21 protein-coding genes are annotated in these 21,120 nt (G+C 62.2%); 9 read left to right on the forward strand and 12 right to left on the reverse strand.

Annotated features, from left to right (window positions below; translation table 11 throughout):
- Positions 1–181 precede the first annotated feature (181 nt).
- Positions 182–919 (forward strand): helix-turn-helix domain-containing protein, encoded by a 738-nt coding sequence (locus tag C1T17_RS07770; protein WP_104952958.1) that lies wholly within the window; start codon positions 182–184, stop codon positions 917–919.
- Positions 920–940: 21 nt separating this feature from the next.
- Here C1T17_RS07770 and C1T17_RS07775 read toward each other — a convergent pair whose 3' ends face one another.
- The 4 genes from C1T17_RS07775 to C1T17_RS07790 all read right to left on the reverse strand — a co-directional run bounded on the left by C1T17_RS07775 (position 941) and on the right by C1T17_RS07790 (position 3,291).
- On the reverse strand, positions 941–1,621 hold the full coding sequence (locus C1T17_RS07775; protein ID WP_223262916.1) for a hypothetical protein: 681 nt from the start codon (positions 1,619–1,621) through the stop codon (positions 941–943).
- Positions 1,622–1,759: 138 nt separating this feature from the next.
- Positions 1,760–2,158: an NADH:ubiquinone oxidoreductase subunit NDUFA12 gene (locus C1T17_RS07780; protein ID WP_104952960.1), complete on the reverse strand. Its 399-nt coding sequence runs from the start codon at positions 2,156–2,158 to the stop codon at positions 1,760–1,762.
- 64 nt (positions 2,159–2,222) lie between these two features.
- The gene (locus C1T17_RS07785) at positions 2,223–2,756 is read right to left on the reverse strand and encodes a DUF192 domain-containing protein (RefSeq protein WP_223262853.1); all 534 of its coding nucleotides are present in this window, start codon (positions 2,754–2,756) and stop codon (positions 2,223–2,225) included.
- Positions 2,746–3,291, reverse strand: coding sequence for a regulatory protein RecX (locus C1T17_RS07790; RefSeq protein ID WP_104955077.1), 546 nt, complete (start codon positions 3,289–3,291; stop codon positions 2,746–2,748). The genes C1T17_RS07785 and C1T17_RS07790 overlap by 11 nt, the downstream gene beginning before the upstream one ends.
- Positions 3,292–3,413: 122 nt before the next feature.
- Between C1T17_RS07790 and C1T17_RS07795 the strand changes: the two genes are divergently transcribed.
- Together C1T17_RS07795 and C1T17_RS07800 are read left to right on the forward strand one after the other, a co-directional pair.
- The gene (locus C1T17_RS07795) at positions 3,414–5,177 is read left to right on the forward strand and encodes a fatty acyl-AMP ligase (RefSeq protein WP_223262854.1); all 1,764 of its coding nucleotides are present in this window, start codon (positions 3,414–3,416) and stop codon (positions 5,175–5,177) included.
- Positions 5,178–5,363: 186 nt separating this feature from the next.
- Positions 5,364–7,676, forward strand: a complete 2,313-nt coding sequence (locus C1T17_RS07800; RefSeq protein ID WP_104955079.1) for a putative bifunctional diguanylate cyclase/phosphodiesterase — start codon at positions 5,364–5,366, stop codon at positions 7,674–7,676.
- A gap of 9 nt (positions 7,677–7,685) precedes the next feature.
- On the opposite strand, the gene C1T17_RS07805 is transcribed toward C1T17_RS07800, so the two are convergent.
- From C1T17_RS07805 to aroQ, 6 genes are all read right to left on the reverse strand, one after another.
- A complete protein-coding gene (locus tag C1T17_RS07805; protein WP_104952962.1) occupies positions 7,686–8,435 on the reverse strand; it encodes a ParA family protein in 750 nt (249 codons plus the stop codon).
- A 203-nt stretch (positions 8,436–8,638) separates the two neighbouring features.
- Entirely contained in the window at positions 8,639–9,088 is a 450-nt protein-coding gene (locus tag C1T17_RS07810) for a hypothetical protein (RefSeq protein ID WP_145958968.1), read from the reverse strand.
- A gap of 225 nt (positions 9,089–9,313) precedes the next feature.
- Positions 9,314–9,658: an arsenate reductase family protein gene (locus tag C1T17_RS07815; RefSeq protein WP_104952964.1), complete on the reverse strand. Its 345-nt coding sequence runs from the start codon at positions 9,656–9,658 to the stop codon at positions 9,314–9,316.
- On the reverse strand, positions 9,655–11,007 hold the full coding sequence (gene accC, locus C1T17_RS07820; RefSeq protein WP_104952965.1) for an acetyl-CoA carboxylase biotin carboxylase subunit: 1,353 nt from the start codon (positions 11,005–11,007) through the stop codon (positions 9,655–9,657). Before accC ends, C1T17_RS07815 begins: the two co-directional genes overlap by 4 nt.
- Positions 11,008–11,032: 25 nt before the next feature.
- A complete protein-coding gene (accB, locus tag C1T17_RS07825) occupies positions 11,033–11,515 on the reverse strand; it encodes an acetyl-CoA carboxylase biotin carboxyl carrier protein (protein WP_104952966.1) in 483 nt (160 codons plus the stop codon).
- Between the two features lie 80 nt (positions 11,516–11,595).
- Positions 11,596–12,036: a type II 3-dehydroquinate dehydratase gene (gene aroQ, locus C1T17_RS07830; protein WP_104955080.1), complete on the reverse strand. Its 441-nt coding sequence runs from the start codon at positions 12,034–12,036 to the stop codon at positions 11,596–11,598.
- Between the two features lie 131 nt (positions 12,037–12,167).
- On the opposite strand from aroQ, the gene thiS reads away from it, so the two are divergent.
- Complete coding sequence (thiS, locus tag C1T17_RS07835; RefSeq protein ID WP_104952967.1) at positions 12,168–13,169, forward strand: sulfur carrier protein ThiS; 1,002 nt, start codon at positions 12,168–12,170, stop codon at positions 13,167–13,169.
- 58 nt (positions 13,170–13,227) lie between these two features.
- On the opposite strand, the gene C1T17_RS07840 is transcribed toward thiS, so the two are convergent.
- Both C1T17_RS07840 and C1T17_RS07845 read right to left on the reverse strand, forming a co-directional pair.
- Positions 13,228–15,336 (reverse strand): TonB-dependent receptor domain-containing protein, encoded by a 2,109-nt coding sequence (locus C1T17_RS07840; protein ID WP_411269222.1) that lies wholly within the window; start codon positions 15,334–15,336, stop codon positions 13,228–13,230.
- A gap of 137 nt (positions 15,337–15,473) precedes the next feature.
- Positions 15,474–16,478 carry a LysR family transcriptional regulator gene (locus C1T17_RS07845; RefSeq protein ID WP_104952968.1) on the reverse strand — a complete coding sequence of 335 codons (1,005 nt, stop codon included), beginning with the start codon at positions 16,476–16,478 and terminating at the stop codon, positions 15,474–15,476.
- Between the two features lie 221 nt (positions 16,479–16,699).
- On the opposite strand from C1T17_RS07845, the gene C1T17_RS07850 reads away from it, so the two are divergent.
- The 5 genes from C1T17_RS07850 to C1T17_RS07870 all read left to right on the forward strand — a co-directional run bounded on the left by C1T17_RS07850 (position 16,700) and on the right by C1T17_RS07870 (position 21,091).
- On the forward strand, positions 16,700–16,975 hold the full coding sequence (locus tag C1T17_RS07850; RefSeq protein ID WP_104952969.1) for an HU family DNA-binding protein: 276 nt from the start codon (positions 16,700–16,702) through the stop codon (positions 16,973–16,975).
- A gap of 161 nt (positions 16,976–17,136) precedes the next feature.
- Entirely contained in the window at positions 17,137–18,606 is a 1,470-nt protein-coding gene (locus C1T17_RS07855) for a L,D-transpeptidase family protein (protein ID WP_104952970.1), read from the forward strand.
- Positions 18,607–18,611: 5 nt separating this feature from the next.
- A complete protein-coding gene (locus C1T17_RS07860; RefSeq protein WP_104952971.1) occupies positions 18,612–18,920 on the forward strand; it encodes a hypothetical protein in 309 nt (102 codons plus the stop codon).
- 44 nt (positions 18,921–18,964) lie between these two features.
- Positions 18,965–19,642 (forward strand): murein L,D-transpeptidase catalytic domain family protein, encoded by a 678-nt coding sequence (locus C1T17_RS07865; protein WP_104952972.1) that lies wholly within the window; start codon positions 18,965–18,967, stop codon positions 19,640–19,642.
- Positions 19,643–19,693: 51 nt separating this feature from the next.
- Positions 19,694–21,091 (forward strand): MATE family efflux transporter, encoded by a 1,398-nt coding sequence (locus tag C1T17_RS07870; RefSeq protein ID WP_104952973.1) that lies wholly within the window; start codon positions 19,694–19,696, stop codon positions 21,089–21,091.
- Positions 21,092–21,120 lie beyond the last annotated feature (29 nt).

The following is a 21,120-nucleotide window of genomic DNA, read 5'->3' on the forward strand; positions in this document are numbered from 1 at the left end:
AGAAAACGCAATTAATAAATTGCGCGGATAGAACGGGTTGGTGGTTTTTCAACAGTTCGGCGCCGCAGCAAGTTACCGCCATTATCGCCCTTTCCATCGCATATTAATCCAAGTTAACTTTCATCTCGGACGATTTTCCGCAAGAACGCAGTTGCACAAAAGATGCAAGGGTTCGCCAAATATGAATGCAATCACCATGTCGTCCATGACATCCTTCCTGCCGCCAGTTCGCACACCCGCCGCGATGCTGGAAATCGCCGATCCCGAGCAGAAGCGGGCATGTGCGCTACTGCACCGCATCGTCGCTCATACCGGTCTGTCGATCACAGAAATTGCGCGCGCTGCTGGGCTTTCGCCATCCACGCTGACACGCATTTATCCGACGCCATCGGTCAGTTACACGTTGTCGATGCGTACGCTGACGAAGATCCATGCAGCATTCCCGGACGCCTATCCCGGCAACTCCGCTTTGAGCGTGTCGCATGTGCCAGATGAAGCGCATGTTCCACTACTGCTGCTCGGCGAGTTCAAGAGGTCGGCGGGTATGGCCGGCATGGTGGTTCCGCCTGATTTTGAACTTTACACGCTGGTGCCCGATACCGCGCAGATTCAGGCCCCACCCTATCTGACGGTGCGGGATATGGATCGTTTCGTGACGGCCTATGTTCCGGGCAATGCCATGGCGCCACGGATCAAGACGGGTGAGATGCTTTTGATCGACAAGATAAAGCCAGCGCCCGTCGGCACGGATGTGCTCGTAAGTCTACGGCGTGGGGAAGAAGATCAGGCGGTAACGATCGGTACGCTGCTCGCCCGCGACCGCGATCATATCACACTCCAACAGGGCCGGGTGATCGCCAACTTCGACCATAGCCAGATCGGATACGTTCACCTGATCGTCGCAGTGATGCGCGACTGAGAGTAAGCGCGTGATCTTGCGCTAACTTCTGAGTGTCCCGAAGGGCAGTAGCTTCTTGGCCAATGCGGCGGCTGCTTTACCGTTGCTGGCGCGCAGGGCAGGGAGGATCGCGACTGCGTTGCGTTTCATCAAAGCGTCCAGAGGCGTTGGACTTTGGGCAGTAGCGGCAGCTTCGGCAAGCTTACGTGCCTTGGCGACGTTATCGCTGTCGAGGCGGATTTGCATCATCGCAGCCAGACCGGAAAAGAAGGCACGCTGGCCGCCGAGCGACACGGCGCGCGCCAGGGCCACTTCTCCGGTCTGGGCCTTTGCGCCGAGCACGGTGCGGGCCATGAAGCTGCCCAACTGGTCGATGGCGTCCAGATGCCATCCAGCAATCACCATCTGCGCTTCGGCGTCTTTGGCATCACGCGCTGCCAGTGCTTCGAAGATATCGAGCGACGCCCGCGCGTCCGATCGGCTGCGCGTCAGCTTGGCGCGATAGCCGATAGCCACCCCGCGCTGAAGAGTCGCTTCGTGATCGTTAGGGCGGGACGCAAGTATCTTTTCTGACGCGGAGATCGCCTGTCCGACGAGCGCCAGCGCCTTGGCTTTGTCCTGCGTCTGGAACGCGGCGGTTGTGAGTAATTCACGCGGCGTTTCCGCTATAGCCGGGGTGGTCGCGACGATCGCGGCGATGCAGGAGATTGAAAAGCGGGCAATGGCATTGGCATCGGACACGAAGGTTCTCCCAAGTCGGGTTACCGACCTGGTCCCGCTAAAGGGTCAACGTTCACCTATCATGTCAGTTGCCGGAAAAAGTCCGCGGCCGTTTACGTTGAACCTCAGCAAGCAAAGTCTTCAGCCCGCGTCGGGCGTCCACGCCTCATAGTCACCGGTCGCGCTCTGGCGCTTGCCGCCTTTTTCGATCGCGCCGCTTGGACGGTAAGCCTGCGGCGTGCCGGTGAGGTTGGGCGTAAATTCCTTTTCCCAGATCCGCGGCGGGGGCAGCGCGCTCTCAGGGGCCTCCTCGAATGTGTGGTGCAGCCAGCCGTGCCATTCAGCAGGTACGCGGCTGGCGTCGTTGGAGCCTTTGTACATCACCCAGCGGCGTGGGTTGCCATCGATGCCCTTGCCACCTTGGAAATAGACATTGCCCTCATAATCCTCGCCCACTCGCGATCCGTTGCGCTTGCTCCAGAGCGCGGTGCCGATGGTGGCGCCGTTCCACCAGGTGAAGATGTTAGCCAATATGCCCATGACCTTCGCTTAGCGCCGGGCAGGGTGCATTGGCAAGGCAGTTTTGCCGCATCGCAATGGCAGGTTAGGGGCAGAAGCTTGGGGCCGCGCTTGGTTGCGTAGTGGCAGCGCCAGGCACCGCACAGTAGCCCCATTGTACCTTGTCGCCTTCCGCCAGTCCAAGTTCCGCAGCACGGCCTCCGCGCAATTCCACCACGCCTGCAACGGGCACGCCTGCCGAGGCAGGTTCGCGGGAATATGGCTTTCGGTTCGCGCCGATGAAGGCGATCGTCCCGTCAGGCGCGACGAACAGCATGTCGAGCGGGATAACAGTATTCTTCATCCAGAAACTCGCAGTACGCGGCGGTTTCATCGGGAACACCATGCCGCCGTCGTTGGGTAGATCGGTGCGGAACATGAGGCCCTGTTCCTGTTCCTCGGGCGTGACGGCGGTCTCCACGTCGAAGCGATGCAGCTTGCCCTTGCTGGAGATGACGAGCGGGATCGTGGCTGCCTTCGCGGAGTCCTGCACGACAGCGGCATTATCAGCGGGAGCCTTGTTGGAGCACGCGGAGGCGAGCAGCAGCAGCGGCAAAAGGGCACAGGATTTACTCTTCACGTTCGGGTATCTCCCCTGGGGCGGCGTCGATCCAGATCCGCGCCATCGCATAATCGTGGCCTGCGCGTAAGAAGGCTGCAATCTGCTTATCGCGTTTTTCGCGCTCGACCGGCGCGGCGGCATAGGGACCGAGGCGCTTGCGACGGGCAAAAGCGTCGGCCGCCGCCCATTTTGCGGACGCCGCATCATCCATCGCGGGCGCGCGGTCAGTCTCGTCAACGCCCGCCGCGCGTAGAGCTTCGCCCACGCGCCGGGTGCCAAAGCCGCGCCGGGTCAATGCCGCTCCCTTCATTGCGGCAAATCCGGCGTCGTCGATATAGCCCAGTTCGGCGAGCCGCCCGGCCAGTTCGACCGGATCGGGCGGTTGCGGCCCATCCCAGCCTCGCTCGTTGATCTTACGGTTCAGGTAAGCGATCAGCTTCGACCGGGTCGTCGCGAAGCGCCCGACATAATGCAACGCAAGGTCACGCAGCTTCGTTTCGTTGAGCGGCGGACGCGGCTTTTTGGCACGGTCGAAGGAGGGGGAGGTGGTCACGCGCCACTTTTGTGCCACAGTCGGGCCGGAATTTGAACGCGCCTTATGCGCTAGAAGTGCACGCTGGAGTTCGATATGCGGTGCGACCGGCAATTTGCGTCGGCCCCGGACGTATTAACAGGATGATTTCATTGGGTGACACCAATATGACGGTTATGCAGACGCAGATGATTTCGACTCCGACGCAGGACAGCCTGCCCCGGCGGCTGTCTGATTTCGCGACGCTGGGCGAGGCGCTGGATTATGCGGCGCAGGGACTTCGCGGCCTCAACTTCCATGATCCGCGCGGCAATCTGGCGAAAGTATATCCCTATTCCGACCTGCGGCGCGATGCGATGGATTGCGCCTATCGACTGATGGCCCACGGTGTGCGGCCCAAAGACCGGATCGCATTGGTCGCGGAAACCGGGCCGGAATTCGCGCAACTGTTTTTCGGCATCGTCTACGCCGGCGCATGGCCTGTGCCGCTGCCGCTGCCGACCAGCTTTGGCGGCAAGGAAAGCTATATCGATCAGTTGGTCGTGCAGCTTTCGAGCAGCGATCCAACGATGCTGTTCTTCCCTTCCGAACTGGCTGAGATGGCAGGCGAAGCGGCGCGTCAGCGGAATGTCGAGCCGATGGCCTACGACACCTTTCTTGCCCGCGCCGCGCACCCATGCCCGCTCCCACAGGCGGCGACCGACGACATCGCCTATCTGCAATATTCCAGCGGATCGACGCGCTTTCCGCATGGCGTCGCGGTGACACACAAGGCGCTGCTCAGCAACTTGTCGGCGCACAGCCACGGCATGCAGGTACAGGACAGCGACCGCTGCATAAGCTGGCTTCCCTGGTATCACGACATGGGCCTCGTCGGCTGCTTCCTCTCGCCGGTCGCCAATCAGGTTTCCGCCGATTACATGAAGACCGAGGATTTTGCGAGGCGCCCGCTGGCATGGCTCGACCTCATCAGTCGCAACGAAGGCACGTCGATCAGCTACTCGCCGACCTTCGGCTACGATATCTGCGCGCGCCGCATGTCGAGCCAGACCAAGGCGGCCGACCGCTTCGACCTGTCGCGGTGGCGGCTTGCGGGCAATGGTGCGGACATGATTCGCCCTGATGTGATGCAGAGCTTCGTCGACGCGTTCGCCGATGCGGGCTTCTCGCCGAGCGCCTTCCTGCCGAGCTATGGCCTTGCCGAAGCGACCTTGGCGGTCACGATCATGCCGCCGGGCGAGGGAATCGTGGTCGAACTGGTCGAGGAAACCGATCTGTCGGGCGGATTCGCGACCGAGGGCCGTCCGCAGCGTTTCCGCGCGATCGTGAATTGCGGCAAGCCCGCCAAGGACATGATCGTGCAGATCCGCGACGAGGACGGCACGCCGCTAAATGAGCGCCAGATTGGCAAGGTGTGGACCACTGGTCCGTCACTGATGGTCGGCTATTTCCGCGATCAGGAAGCGACCGACGCCTGCATGGCGGACGGATGGCTCGATACCGGTGACATGGGTTATCTGTCGGACGGCTACCTCTACATCGTCGGCCGCGCCAAGGACATGATTATCATCAACGGCAAAAATCACTGGCCGCAGGATATCGAATGGGCCGTGGAGCAATTGCCCGGCTTCAAGCAGGGCGACATCGCCGCTTTCGCGATCACGACGCCGGGTGGTGAAGAAGCGCCCGCCGTGCTGGTGCATTGCCGCACGTCCGACAATGAGGAACGCTCACGCCTTCGCGATGAAATCCGCGAGCGCGTCCGGGCGATAACGGGCATGAACTGCGTGGTCGAACTGGTGCCGCCGCGCACCTTGCCGCGCACCAGCTCGGGCAAGCTCAGCCGATCAAAGGCGCGCAACCTGTATCTGTCCGGCGAAATCAGGCCTTACGACATAGCGGCCTGATTTTCGGTCGGATTCTGCAATGGCGGCGCAGCGATGCGCCGCCATTTTGCGTGGCATCATGTCGCCGAAACGGATTTGATCCCGGCGCGGAAAGTTCGTTTCGCTAACAGATTGCTAACCCTCTGCTGCCAGAACGGCGTGGTGAGCACAGAATCGTCCAGATCGCCCGATGCAGGCGGGGAAAAAATGTCCCTCCTGATGTTGACCGGCCTCGCCGTCGCGCCGCCTGCATCGGCGGACCTTCTGTACCGTCGGCAACTTTGGTCGACTGACCGGCTGCACATGTTGCAGCTTGTTCTCAACATCTTCGTCATTGTCTTCGTCTGGAACGTATTCGTCGCGACGACGCGCTTGCCGATCCTGATTGGCTGGACGGCGGCGGCGGTTGGCCTGATGGCCCTGTCGTTTCGTCTCAGCCGCAAACGTATCGGCCGCGATTATGCTGGGTTGGAACGCCGCGACATCATCGTCCATGGCGCTATCCATATCGCGCAGGGGCTGGTCTGGGCGGCAGCGACCTTTACTCTGCCGCAAACCGGCCACCCTGAACAAGTCATAGCGCTGTGGACATTGACCAGTTGTTTGATGGCGGGTGCCGCAGTCGCGTTCTCGGCATTGCCGTTGGCGGCTATCGGGTTTCTCGTCACGGCAGGGACATCCGGATTCTGGCTGTTCGAGCGGGAATATGGCCCCAACCTCCTCGCTCTCGCCACCAGCTACGCGCTGGTCCTGCTGATCGCCAGCCTCAAACATGCGCGCGCTTTCGGATCGCATCTTCGCACCAGTTCGGAACTGGCCGAGAAAAGCGAAGTCGTCAGCTTGCTGCTGCGCGAGTTCGAGGACAGCGGCGCGGACTGGCTATGGCAGACCGACAGCGCCCGCCGGATCAACGGCGTATCGCCGCGCTTCGCCGCCATCCTCGGCGTCTCGCCGGAAGAACTGGAAGGCAAGCCGCTGGTGCAGATACTGGCGGGCAAGGATTGGGACAGCGGCAACTTCACGCCCGAATTGCGCGCCCTTGCCGAGCGTCTGAAGCGTCGCGAAAGTTTCAGCAACATCGTCATGCCTGTCGAAATAGGCGGCGCGATCCGTTGGTGGGAGCTCTCCGCGTCGCCCCGCGTGGACGATAATGGCAGCTTCCTTGGCTTCCGCGGTGTCGGTTCGGACGTGACGCAGCAGCGGCAGTCTTCGGACAAGATCGCGCAGCTTGCCCGCTTCGACGCACTCACCAATCTGCCCAACCGCCTGCAACTGAGTGAAGCGCTGAGCGCCGCGCTGGAGGGCGTGACGAAGTGGAACAGCCGCTGCGCGTTCCTGATGATCGATCTGGACCGGTTCAAGGCCATTAACGACACGCTAGGCCATCAGGTCGGCGACAAGCTGCTGGAGCAGGTCGCATTGCGCCTGATGAAAGCCTGTGGTCCGGGCGAAACCTGCGGTCGTATCGGCGGCGACGAATTCGCCATCGTCATGCGCGATGTCACCGATACCTACCGCATCGAGCAATTCGCACTGCGAGTCATCGAATATTTATCGCGGCCCTATGAAGTCGATCAGCATACGCTCTACATCGGCGCGTCGATCGGATCGGCAATCGCGCCGCGCGACGGCCGCACCACAGAGACGCTGATCCGCAGCGCCGACCTTGCCATGTATCGTGCGAAGGATGAAGGCGGCGGCGTGCATTGCCAGTACGAGCCGCGCCTGCACATCCATGCCGAAGAGCGCCGAACGTTGGAGATCGCATTGCGCGAGGCTCTGGAAAAGGACCAGCTTCACGTCGTCTATCAGCCAGTCGTGAACGCCGTTTCGGGGGCCATCGAAGGTTTCGAATCGCTCGTCCGCTGGACGCATCCTGAAATGGGCGCGATTTCTCCGGCCAAGTTCATTCCCGTCGCGGAGGATGCGCGACTGATTGCACCGATCGGCGAATGGGTGCTGCGCACAGCCTGCGCCGAAGCGATGAACTGGCCGCATGACGTGCGCATCGCCGTGAATGTTTCGGCAGAGCAACTGCACAACGGGCAATTCGTCGCCTGTGTCGTGTCGGCGCTTGCACAAAGCGGCCTGCCGCCCCACCGGCTGGAGCTGGAAGTTACCGAGAGCGTGTTCATGCGCGAAGGGACCACCGCGACCGAGGTATTGGAACAGTTGTTGGCGCTGGGCGTGCGGCTGTCGCTCGACGACTTCGGGACCGGCTATTCCTCGCTCGGCTATCTCAGCCGCACCCGGTTCAACACAATCAAGATCGATCGCAGCTTTGTCGTCAGCGCCGCGCGCAATGTGCCTGAAAGCCTGGCGATCATTCGCGCGGTCGTCGCGCTGGCGAACAGCCTCGGCATGGCGACCACTGCCGAAGGCGTCGAGACGCAAGCCGAAGTCGAGATGGTGAACACGCTGGGCTGCACCAAGATTCAGGGCTTCTATTTCGGGCGACCAATGCCTGCCAATGAAGCCCTGCTGCTATTCCGCGGCGACCGGACGAGCGCTGTCGCCTGATCTGCGGCGTTAAGTGCGTGTGAGGCGCCGCTCGATGCCAGTCCATAGTTGCGCGAATTCCTGTGCGGCGGGGGATCGCCCGGCGAACGCGCCCAGCGGCATCCGCTTCGACGTCATCTGCTCGACCGCGCTTGCCATAGGAATCACCGGCCACTCAGGCTGATCGTCCAGCGCGGCGCGATGCAGACCGCGCCGCCGATCGACCATCGAAAAGACCGGTAGCATCGGCGCATGACCGCCGCCACGCTGCACGAGGTATCGCGCGACTTCTCCAAGCGCGCGCTGCGACAGAGGGGAGGGGATGACCGGCACGATCACTAGATCGGCTGCGCGGAGCACCTGCTCGCTGGTTTCGGTGAGGCCCGGCGGGCAATCGAGGATGATCCGGTCATAGGATTTACCAAGGCCGTCGATCAGCCGCGCAAGCCGCTTCTTCTTGCCCAGATCGAAAAACAGCCGGTCGAGGCCGCGCAGCGATGTGTCGGCGGCGATCAAATCTATGCCGGGGATCGTGGAAGGGCGGATCAGTGTGTCGATATCGACATCTTTGCTGAAGATCGCGGTCGCCTCATCTCGGCCCGTCTTGTCGCCTGAAATCAGCCAGGTCGCAGCCGCTTGCGGATCGAGGTCCCAGAGTAGCGTGCGGCGCTTGGATATGGTGGCCGACGCCCATGCGAGGTTGATCGCGAAGGTCGTTTTTCCCACGCCGCCCTTCAGGCTGTAGATCGCAATCGTCGCCAACTCGGTGTTCCTGACCATGGCCTAAGGCTAAACACCCGCGCCGCCCCGTGGCAAGGCATAGATCACCGGAATGTTACACTTTCGCGATAATGCTGGATAAGTGTGCGTCGCAGGAGACGGAAAGCCACGTCGCTCCCGAACTAGCAGGCGCATTTCAGGTCCCGGTTTCACGACATGGCTGCGAAAATGCTATCAGGAGCCGGTCACTCCGGCGGTAATATCTATTCGGGATCAGCGTTGCCGATAAGCGCTTGCCGGGCGTCCCTGGCAGCCTGGATGGTGTCCTCGGGATGCAGGCGCACGATATAAGGCACTTTCTTGCCCAATCGACGGGCGACCTTGCTGCCGTTTATGTCGTGCCATTCGATCAACGGATCTGGCGCAAAATCCAGCGGCGTCCGGTCGGCAATCGGCGTCACGCACAGGAGGCGTGACTGCGACAGTACGACCGAATGGAATAAGAACACGTCACCGCGCTTCCACCAACCTGCAACGGTCCTGCTGCTTCCCGAAGGATCAAGCGCAATGCAGGCCGCCACATTATTATGACATTGCTGAGGCTGCATATGCATGTCAGCCATCTCGCTCTCGGTCGCGTGCGTCACTTCGTAGAAGGTGAGCGCCAGTATCTCCTTGAGCAACTCCTGCTCGTCAAAGGAGTTTGGAGACATATAGTGTTCGAGTTCCAAGATCGCGTTGCGTCTATGTTGATCCTGACTCGCCATGAACGCCTCGCCTGCGGCCCGAACGGGCTGCATCCATGGCAACTACGCCGCTGGCGCGACAACGTTCCCAGGCGAGGAAAAAATAGCTATGCGTCTCAAGTGGTTAGAAGGCTGTGCGCCTTTGGAGCTGCGAACACCAGCGGCGTCCAGACCTAGCTCGAAGCCGCCGCGCTAAAGTAAGTCCCGCACCTTGTCCTGCGGACGGCACAACGCCGCCCCCTTGTCCGTGCGCACAAGGGGGCGCTCGATCAGGATCGGTTCCGCGGCCATCGCCGCCAGTACCGTTTCCGCGTCGGCATCGGGCAAACCACGCTCTACCGCATCGGTGCCGCGCAAGCGCAGACCCTGTTGCGGCGTGAGGCCCGCATCCTCGTAAAGCGCGCGCAGGGTGTCGGCAGACGGCGGCGTCTTTAGATACTCGACCACGGTCACTTCGACGCCCGGTGTCTCCTCAAGGATCGCGAGCGTCTTGCGCGACGTGCCGCAGGCGGGATTGTGGTAGATGGTGGCCTTCATTCCGCCCCCTCGCGCGCCAGCCACTCCTCCAGCCACTTGATCGTATACGCGCCGTCCTGAAACTCGGGATCGCGCAGCAGTGCCTGATGGAGCGGGATCGTGGTCTTCATGCCCTCGATCACATATTCCTCCAGCGCACGCTTCAACCGCATGATCGCGCCTTCCCGGGTGCGGCCATAGACGATCAGCTTGCCGATCATGGAGTCGTAATAGGGCGGTACTTTATAGCCCTGATACAGGCCGCTATCGACGCGGACGTGCATGCCGCCGGGGACATGGTAGCGCGTGACGGTGCCGGGCGACGGCGCGAAGGTGCGCGGGTCTTCGGCATTGATGCGACATTCGATGGCGTGGCCGGAGAAGACGAGATCCTTCTGCTCGACCGACAACGGACGGCCTTCGGCAATGCGGATCTGTTCACGCACCAGATCGACGCCAGTGATCATCTCCGTCACCGGATGCTCGACCTGAAGGCGCGTGTTCATCTCGATGAAGTAGAACTCGCCGTCCTCGTACAGGAACTCGATGGTGCCCGCGCCGCGATAGCCCATGTCGGCCATCGCCTTGGAGACGATCCCGCCCATCCGGTCGCGCTCGGCGGCGGAGATGACGGGGGAGGGCGCTTCCTCCAGCACCTTCTGATGGCGGCGCTGGAGCGAGCAGTCGCGCTCGCCCAGATGGATCGCATTGCCCTTGCCGTCGCCGAAAATCTGAAATTCGATGTGGCGGGGATTGCCCAGATACTTCTCCAGATAGACGGTCGCGTCGCCGAACGCGGCTTTCGCTTCGGAGCCTGCCTGCTGCATCTGAGTTTCGAGCTCGTCAGGGCTCTGTACGATCTTCATGCCGCGCCCGCCGCCGCCCGATGCCGCCTTGATGATGACGGGATAGCCGATGTCCGCCGCGATCCGCTTGGCGTCCCCGATTTCGCTGATCGCGCCGTCGGAGCCGGGCACCAGCGGCAGGCCCAATGCGCCAGCGGTGCGCTTCGCCTCCACCTTATCGCCCATGGTGCGGATATGCTCGGGCTTCGGGCCGATGAAGGCGATGCCGTGCGCTTCCACGATTTCGGCGAACTGCGCGTTCTCCGACAGGAAGCCGTAGCCCGGATGGATCGCGTCCGCGCCAGAGATTTCGGCGGCGGAAATGATGTTGGGGATGTTGAGATAACTGTCGCGCGCGGCGGGCGGTCCGATGCAGATCGCTTCGTCGGCGAGGCGCACGTGCATCGCATCGGCATCCGCCGTGGAATGCACCGCGACCGTTTTGATACCCATCTCATGCGCGGCGCGATGGATGCGCAGCGCGATTTCGCCACGATTGGCGATCAGGATTTTCTCGATGCTCACAGTTTGGTGCTCATGGGGCGTGCGATTATTCGACAATGACGAGCGGCTGATCGAATTCGACCGGCTGGCCATTTTCGACCAGCACGGCCTTTACGGTGCCTGCGGTGGGCGCGAGGATCGGGTTCATGACCTTCATGGCTTCCACGATAAGCAGCGTGTCGCCGGCTTTCACTTGTGCGCCGACGCTGATAAAGTTTGCGGCCTCCGGGTTGCCTGCGAGATAGGCAGTGCCGACCATCGGCGACTTCACGGCATTGGCGCTTACGGCAGGGGCCGATGCACCGGCTTCGGCGAGGGCAGGCGTGGCCGCAGGGGCAGCGGCCGGCGCAGGCTGCGGCGCGTACATCTGGGGCGCGGCATTGATCGCAGGCGCTTTGCGCGCCACGCGGATCTTGCGGTCGCCGTCCTCGACTTCGATCTCGGTCAGGTTCGTGTCGTCCAGCATTTCAGCCAGCGCGCGCACCAGCGCGACGTCGACCTGCATACCCTGTTCACTCTTGTCGTTCATGGATGACCCTCATGGGATTTTTGTGCTCTATTGGCGCTGCGCCTATTGCGGTTCGTCGCGGAGCGCAACCTTTTGGGCGCTTACAACTCCAGCGCCGCTTCCAGCGCCAGGCTGTAAGAAAGCGCGCCGAAGCCCGCAATCGTTCCCTTGGCGGCCATGCCTACATAGCTTTTGTGGCGAAATTCCTCGCGGCTGTGCGGGTTGGACAAGTGCACCTCGATGACGGGCACGGTGATGCTCTTGATCGCATCATGCAAGGCGATGGAGGTGTGGGTGAGGCCGCCCGCGTTCAAAAGCACCGCATGTGCGCCCTGCGCATTGGCCTCGTGCAACCAGTCGATGAGGTGGCCTTCATGATTGGATTGCAGAAACTCGATCTCTACATGCGCCCGCGTCGCGACGTCCTCCAGCCGCTCGGCAATGTCGTCCAGCGTGTCATAGCCGTAGATCTCCGGCTCCCGCGTGCCGAGCAGATTGAGGTTCGGACCGTTCAGAACGAAGATTTTCCTGCTGTCGGCCAAGCCTGCCACTCCCTCATTACGGGTTGCGGCGAACGTGCCGCGGTCCCTATATGCGCCGTGAGGCATTGCCCCGCGAGGGGTTTAGCGCCTCGTGACATGTTTTGCCAAGCATACCCCTGAAGGACAGGCCATTGAGCGTCGACGGCACCATTTCGATCCATGTGAACGGCGAACATCGCCGCATCCGCGAAGGCATGACACTGGCGCAGCTTGCCAGCGAAATGGGGCTGGTGCCGGAGAAAGTGGCGGTCGAGCGCAATCTGGAAGTCGTGCCGCGCTCCACATTGGCGCAGGTGCTGGTCGAGGATGGCGACGAACTGGAGATCGTGCACTTTGTCGGCGGTGGCGACCATGCGCCGGTTCGGGACGATAGCTGGACGGTTGCGGGCAAGACGTTCCGATCGCGCCTGATCGTCGGCACCGGCAAATATAAGGATTTCGCGCAGAATGCCGCTGCGCTGGAGGCATCGGGCGCGGAGATCGTGACGGTCGCGGTGCGCCGCGTGAATGTGTCGGACCCGAATGCGCCGATGCTGACCGACTATATCGACCCCAAGAAAGTGACGTATCTCCCCAACACCGCAGGCTGCTTTACGGGCGAGGACGCGATCCGCACCTTGCGGCTGGCGCGCGAGGCGGGCGGTTGGGATTTGGTGAAGCTCGAAGTGCTCGGCGAGGCGCGGACGCTCTATCCCGACATGCTGGAGACGTTGCGGGCGACCGAGATTCTGGCAAACGAAGGCTTCAAGCCGATGGTCTATTGCGTGGATGACCCTATCGGCGCGAAGCGGCTGGAGAATGCGGGTGCGGTGGCGATCATGCCTCTGGGTGCGCCGATCGGATCGGGCTTGGGCATTCAGAACAAGGTGACGATCCGCCTGATCGTCGAGGGCACGTCCCTGCCGGTGCTGGTCGATGCAGGCGTGGGCACTGCGTCGGAAGCGGCGGTGGCCATGGAACTGGGTTGTGCCGGCGTGTTGATGAACACTGCGATAGCCGAGGCGCGCGACCCCATACTGATGGCGGGCGCGATGAAATCGGCCGTCGAGGCGGGGCGCATGGCGTATCTCGCCGGGCGCATGGGGCGACGGATGTATGCCGATCCGTCCAGTCCGCTGGCGGGATTGATCTGACCGCCCTCAATCCCCCTGCCGCCTTTCGCGGGAGAGGGATTGAGGAAGCGGTGGCTTTCTAGAACCCCACTCGCGCTGTCACACGCAGATCGCGGCCCGGCAGCGGGGCGTAATCTTTCAGGAAGCTCGCGTGGCGGCGGGCTTCGACGTCGAAGATGTTGTTCGCGGAGAAGACGATGCTGGTCTGCGGGTGATCGGCAAAGGGTTTGAACGCCAGCGATGCGTTGACGAGCGTGAAGCCCCCCGTGTCCGTCTCGGTAGCGGCGGTGCGGTTCTGCGCGAAGCTGTGCTCGATCTCCCCGCGCGCCGTCACGCGATCGCTTGCGGCTTGCAGGCCACCTAGCAGGCGTAGCGGGGGAATGCGCGGCCCAGGGCCGGAGCCGACCACCGTCGCGCGCACATAATCGACGCTTCCATCAAAGTTGACGGCATAGCTGCCCACTTGCGCCAGCTTGGCGGTGGCCTGCGCCTCGAACCCGTAATAGCGTGCCTTGGCCTGGTTGTTCTGGAAGCAGGGGAAGTCGAGCGGTTCACCGCCGTTCACGGCCTGACAGAAGCTGTCGTTGACGATGCTCTCGTAAATGTAGCCGTCGAACCAGTTGTGATAGGCCGAGAGCGAAACCGTGTAGCCCTTGCCGACGCCCCGCAAAGTACCCTCCACACCCCAGCTCTTCTCCTTGCCGAAGCCGGGATTGCCGAGTTCGAACGCCTGCGTCCCCGCATGATTGCCGCGTGCGAACAGTTCTTCGGCAGAGGGGGCGCGCTCGCTGCGGGAGAGGTTCAAACCGACGCGCCAGCCTGCCAGGACTTCGTGGCTCGCGCCCAGCGAACCGGACAGTGAATTGAAGCTGCGGTCGTAGGCGGGATTGTCGAGGTCCGGGTCGGCGACAGCACGGATAATCGTGTGCTCGAACCTACCACCAGCCTCGAGCCGGGTGCTGCCGAGGTCGAGCGATTGCAGGGTGAAGATGCCGAACTGCTGCGTCTCGTTCTTGGGCAGGAATTTCTCTTCGCCAACGACGTTGAAGTCGCGGATGAACATCTGTCCGCCGAAGGCACCATCCCAGCCGCCATGCTTGGCCTGAATGAATTCGAGGCGCGACTCTACGGACTGATTGTAGAAGGTCGTGCCGACTTCGCCGGTATCCTCTATCTCCTGATGCTGATAATCGGCGAACCCGGCACGCAGGCGGATGCTGTCGAGCAACCCGCCGCCGGTCGATACTTCGCTGCGCAAATCGGCGCGAGTCTGCTTCATGTGCAGGCGGACCATCTCGCTTTCCACATTCGGGTCGAGCGAATAGCGCGCGGGAACGCCATAGAAATTGTCGATATGGTTGACCGAGAAGCCGATATTGCCGCCATCGGTGATGAACGCCGCGCCGCCCGCGACTTCCCAGTTCTTCGCGCTGCTGTTGGGAAGCTTGCCGCGAAGCGTGGCTAAATCGGCAATCTCCGGGTCGCCGCTCGCCGCTGCCTGCGCGCGCAGGGCCGGCGTCAGGATGTAGCTGCCGGTGTCTAGATTGCCGGTCCGGGTGTAGGTGCCGTCGAAGTGGACGACGAACTGGTCGCCGATCGGCACTTCGATCTTACCCGAGCCGGTGCGTTCGTCCGACGCGCTGCCATAGCTGCCGATGGCGTCGATATGCACTGGCTCATCGGGGACACGGCGGGGAATGCGGCTGTCGATGACGTTGACCACGCCGCCGATTGCGGAAGAGCCATAGAGCAGGGCAGCCGGACCGCGCAGCACTTCGATGCGCTCCGCCGTCAACGGGTTGATCGCGACGGCATGATCGACCGAGGTGTTCGATACGTCGAAGCTCCCGATCCCGTCGGTGAGGATGCGGACGCGCTCACCTTGGAAACCGCGCAGTACGGGGCGCGAAGCGTTGGGGCCAAAGGATGTGGCCGATACGCCTGGCTGACGGGACAGCGTCTCGCCGATAGTCGGGCGCAGGTCGCGCGTCAGTTGTTCGCCCGTGACGACCGAAGTGCCCGAGAGAATATCACCCTGCCGCCGGGGGATCAGTGCGGTGACGACGATGTCGGCGGGGCGCTGATCGTGATAGCCGTCCGCTGGTTCCCCTTGCGCATGGGCCATCGGCATCACGCCCGGGAGGGCAAGCAGGGCGGAACTGGCGAGCAACAGGCGACGCATCATCATGAAACATGTCTCGATATGGAAGAAGCGGTGCATCACCTACGACAAGATGATACAACATATCAAGAGCTATGCGGCGATTTTTGTGCATCGCATCATTTGCTTGCCTCCAATCGCCGTGAAACAGCGGCTAACTGTCGTTATCTGAACAGATATTCAGAAAGCGCGAGGACAATGGAGTCATCTTGCACTGCGCTTCGGATGGCCTGTCGCACTTCGATGGCGGGGATGGGGAAGCCAAGCGGCAATCTGCGGATGCCCGGTATGCGTCCGAAGTCGCGCGCTGCCGGACCAAAAGCCGCAAAGTAACCCGTGCCATTACGCACTGCTGTCATGATGTCGACGATGTTGTCCGTTTCAAGAACCGGCACCATCGCGGCGACACTTGCAAGCGCAAGAGCGTCATCGACAAGGGGCCGTAGTGCATTGCCGATCGACCATGTAGCCGGTGCGGCCTGCTCCAGATCCTCCTGCATTACGACGTCAAGCGCCGAGAGCGGATGCGTTTCGCCGACGTAGAGCGAAATCTGCTCGCTCCACGCATAGCGCGACGGCCATCCATCAGGCGCGTCGAGCGCATAGAAATAAGCGATATCCGCCCTCCCGGTGGCGAGGCTTGAGATCGCCTGCGCCGCACTGTGCACATCAAGATCGAGTGTGATTGCGACATCGCTGTTGGCTTGCTCGAAGGCGCTCAGGGCATCCTGGAAATGGCTGAACACAGCGGGATGCGCCGCGATAGTGATGGTTTCCGCAGCAGCCGCCTCGGTAGCGGGCGGCAGATTCGGGAAACCCCGTGTAATCTTCGGAAGCGGCTCATGTGCATATACTTCAGGCGCAACTTCGGGCGTCGCCGGAACTGCCTTTTCCTCATCATCATCAGGCGCATGGGTATCCTCCCACTGCTCCTGCGGCGTCTCGGTGAGCAACTGCATTGCCTCGACCGTCTTGTGCCCCGCATCAGTCAGCGTGGCGATGCCCCCCTGCAAATCGAACAGTCGGTGGCCAAGACGACTCTCCAGTCGCGCGATCTCTGCCTCGACATCCTGTTGCTTCATGTCGAGGTCGCGGGCGCATTCTGCGACACTGCCTGACGCAATCATCTGCGCGAAAATATCGAGCTGCCGCAGCGTCGGGGTTATCATTAACCAACGATAGGGGAAAAGCGCCTGACGGTTAAGCCCAATGTCAAAAACCCGCCGCCAAGGCAGAGTGGCATCGCACTAATGTGTGTTAATTCGCATAAAATTGAGCGCCAGCCGTAATAATCCGACGAAATGCAGTGTTTTAGGCGTTCTGACGGTGGACCTGCCTTCTTCATGTCGCTATGCCGCCTGTTCCATTAAAACAGGAAAGAGCAAACATCATGAACAATAGCGATCTTGCCGATACCGTTGCCGCCGCTCACGCGCTCAGCAAGACCGACGCGCGCAAGCTGGTCGATGGCATTTTCTCTGCCATTGCCGACGCTGCCGCGAAGGGGGACGAAGTTTCGCTGAATGGCTTCGGCAAGTTCAAGGTGAAGGATACGCCTGCTCGTGAAGGCCGCAATCCGGCCACCGGCGCGACGATCCAGATCGCGGCTGCCAAGAAGCTCTCCTTCACGCCTGCCAAGGCAGTCAAGGACAAGCTGAACGGCTGATATCGCCGGGTTTGCTGCCTAAAAATCGAAACGGGCGCGTTCTTTTTCCAAGAGCGCGCCCGTTTTGCATTCTGCACGTTTCAGTGCGGCAAAAACGCGAAGTGTGGGAGATGGTTAAATCGCGGTTTTAACCCACGGTGAGATACGCTATCTGCACGCTCATGCGTAATTCGACCTACAGATTTGCCTTTGCCGGCCTGACCTTGATCCTGCTGAATGCCGGCTCCAGTGCAGTGGCCCAGCTGCCTGCCAAGCCGCCCGTGAAGGCGCCGATCAACCTGCTGCCCACTACGCCGCCGCCTATGGCGACAACTTTGCCGCCGCCGGTGGTGCCAACGGCGCCGCTTCCGCTGCCCAGGATTTCGAGTGCCCAGGCTGCGTTCCTCACCAACTGGCTCGCCAGCGGTGATGAGCAGGGGTTGTCGGCGAGCGCTGGCAAGGCCAACGCGCTGAGCGGCGATGCGCTGGTCCGCGCGGCGCTGGACCGGGCAAGTGCGCTGTATCGCGGGCGCGTCGATACTGCGGACTTTCTGGAAGTATGGGCGTTGCGCCCGGCTGCATTTGATCCGCTACCGGGCTTCACACAAGCCGTCAAAGCCGATCGCTTGCCCCAATGGGTCGCGACGCTGACGCCGCGTTATGCCGGCTACGAAGCACTAAGGGCTGGCCTTGCCACCTACGAGGCAATCCGCGATTCGGGCGGCTGGCCGAAGCTGACCGCCACCTCCGACGCCGCTACCGTTCGCGCGCGCCTCGCCATAGAAGACAAGACCGGCACACCGGGTGAGCCGTTGGTCGAAGCAATCCAGCGGGCTCAACGCCGCTATGGCCTCAATCCCACCGGGCTGCTCGATACGCGGACGCTGACCGCGCTCAATGTGCCGGTGTCGGAGCGGATCGGCGCGATCATGGCGAACATGGAGCGGTGGCGCTGGTTGCCGCGCTCGCTCCCTGTCAATCGCGTGCAGGTCAATATCGCCGCTGCCGTGCTGACCGTGTTCGAGGGCGATGCCCCGATCAAGTCGATGCGCGCTGTCACGGGTAGCCCCGACAATGCAACGCCGATGCTGCAATCGAATATCCATTCGATCGTCGTCAATCCGCCGTGGAATGTGCCGGCCTCCATTGCCAAGCGGGAGCTGTGGCCCAAGGGTCGTGCGACGCTGAAGAAGCAGGGCTACCGCATCATAGGCACGCCCGAAACCGGCGAGCGGATCGTGCAGCCCGCCGGACCGAACAGCGCGTTGGGCCGCTTGAAGTTCGATTTCGAAAATCCGTTTGCCGTCTATCTTCATGACACGCCCGCCCGCGCGAAGTTCTCCAGCTACGACCGGCTGGCGAGTCATGGCTGCATCCGTCTTGAAAAACCCGTGCCGCTCGCTGAGTTGATGGTGCAGAGCAATCCGGAGCTTGCCGGACAAATCCAGACGCTGATCGACACGGGTAAGACCCAGCGCGTGCAACTGCCGCAGCAGGTCGCCGTGTACCTGCTCTACTGGACTGCCTTTGCCAGCGCCAACGGGACCATGAATTTCCGTGCAGATCCTTATGGCTGGGACAAGCTCCTGGCCGAGAAGATCGAAGCTTCCAGCCGCCGCGCGGCCACAATCGCCATAGCATCGAAGGACTGACCTGAATGCGCAAGATCGCTCTCCTTACTCTCGCCGGCGCGCTCGCGCTGACCGCCTGCGACCGCAAGCCTGCCGAGGAACCGCAGCCTGCAAACAACATGATCGAAGTGCCCGAGGAGTCGATCCCTGCGAACGAAGCCGAAGCGACCACAGCGGTTCCCAACAACACGGCGGAAGAACCGAAACCCGCGCCGCCGCCTTCGGTTAGTGAAACCCAGCAAATGCAGGACGATGCCGACGCGACGGGCCTCACCGCCCGCCTGCCGGACGATTCCAGCGGTGTGCCGACGAACCAGGTGCGGCAGGGCGAATAGCTGCGTTCTTGGATGGTTAAGGGAATCGCATTATATCTAACGCCATGAATCGCCGCGAATTTACACGATATGCGTTCGCCGGACTCGGCTTCGCAGCCTTGTCGCCGTCCATGGCCGGGAATGCTATTGCCGAGGGGCTTGTGCCATCCAAGCCTGTGCTCCCGCCGCCAACGCCGCCCGCGTCCAAGGTGTTCCCTGCCGGTCTTGGCACGCGGTTCAGCGCGAAGCTGCTGGACCGCGCCCGCGCGGCGCTCGATGTGCACCAGCGCTCGTTCGAGTTGCGGGACCGCGTGGCGCTGGCGGATTTCAGCGCGGCGTCGAAGGATTTGCGCTTCCACATCGTGGATCTGATCGGCGGGCAGACCAGTTCCTATCTCGTCGCGCATGGACGCGGGTCGGACCCGGAACATTCAGGCTGGCTGCAAAGCTTCTCGAATGTACCGGATTCGCTGGCGACATCGGCGGGCGCTTACAAGACCGGCGAGATTTATCAAGGCATCCACGGCCAATCCATGCGCCTGCTGGGGCTGGATCCGCTCAACAACAATGCCGAAATGCGCGCCATCGTCGTTCACGGTGCGGATTATGTGAGCGAGGATCACATCGCCCGCTGGGGCAAATGCGGCCGCAGCGAAGGCTGCCTTGCCGTGGCTCCGCATATGTTGCCGCAGGTGCTTGGCCTGCTCGGGCCGGGACGGATGGTTTACGCCGATAAGGTGTGAACCCGTGTAGCTTCGTTTGAATTTTCCGGCGCGTGCCTCTAACGCGCGCCCATGACTGCGACATCCTCATCGGCTCGCGCTGCGCCATGGCGGCTGGAAGCACGTGCGCTGTTTGCGCTCGCGCTGCCGATGATAATCGGCAATGTCGCCTGGGCGGGTATCGCTTCTACTGACCTGTTGTTGCTTGGGCGTCTGGGGCCAGATGCCGTCGCGAGCGGCGCGCTCGGTATCAATCTCTACAATGCCTTCCTGATCTTCGGCATGGGGCTGGTAACGGCCGCTTCGCCGATGATCGCGGCGGAGCGGGGCCGTCGCCTTCATTCCGTCCGCGACATCCGCCGCACCGTGCGCCAGACATTATGGGCCGCCATCGCACTCTCACTCCCGATCTGGCTGCTGCTGTGGCACAGCAAGGCCGTGCTGCTGGCGATGCATCAAGACCCGGCGCTGTCCGAAGGCGCGGCGGAGATGCTGCGCGGTATGCTATGGGCGCTGCTGCCCTATCTCGGCTTCCTGGCGCTGCGAAACTACATCTCTGCGCTGGAGCGGCCGATATGGGGCGTGACTGTCGTCGTGCTGGCGATTCCCTTCAACGTCGCGGCGGGATGGGCGCTGATTTTCGGTCATCTTGGCTTCCCCGCACTCGGCATGTTCGGCGCAGGACTCGCCAGCAGTGCGTCAGCGACCTTCATGTTCGTGGGCATGGTCATGGTGGTTATGCTGGACCGGCGCTTCCGGCGGTATCGCCTCTTCGGGCGCTTCTGGGTCGCCGATTGGCCGCGTTTCCGCGCCGTGTGGCGCATCGGCCTGCCCATCGCCATTACACTCGGCCTGGAAGTTACGGTGTTCAACGCCGCAGTGTTCCTGATGGGCCTTATAGATCGCGCTTCGCTCGCGGCCCATGCTATCGCGATCCAAATCGCGGCGCTCTCCTTCATGGTGCCGCTCGGCATCGGACAGGCGGCAACGGTTCGTGTCGGCATCGCCTTTGGGCGGGGCGATCGCGCCGCCATCGGTCGCGCAGGCTGGCTTGCCATCGGCGGCGGCACCGCGTTCGCCGTCTTCGCGGGCCTCGTGCTGATCGGCGCGCCGCGCGCGCTCATCGCGATCTTCATTGATGTCGCCAATCCTGCGAACGCGCCCGTCGTCACGCTCGCCCAATCCTTCCTGGTCGTCGCCGCACTGTTCCAGATCGTCGATTGTACGCAGGCGATTGCCGCAGGTGCGCTGCGCGGGCTTCAGGACACGCGCACGCCGATGATTATTGCCGCCATCGGCTATTGGGTGATCGGCATCGGCGTCGGCGTGCTTCTCGCTTTCCCACTCGGCCTGCGTGGCGTCGGCCTGTGGTGGGGACTTGCCAGCGGCCTCGGTGTCGTGGCGACGCTGTTGACGATTCGCTGGGCCTGGCGCGGGCGGCTGGGTCTCGTCGAAAGAGTGCCGACATGAACTAACCCACGGTGATTGCCGAACCGCCT

The sequence above is a fragment of the Sphingobium sp. SCG-1 genome, from assembly GCF_002953135.1.
Lineage (GTDB): Bacteria > Pseudomonadota > Alphaproteobacteria > Sphingomonadales > Sphingomonadaceae > Sphingobium.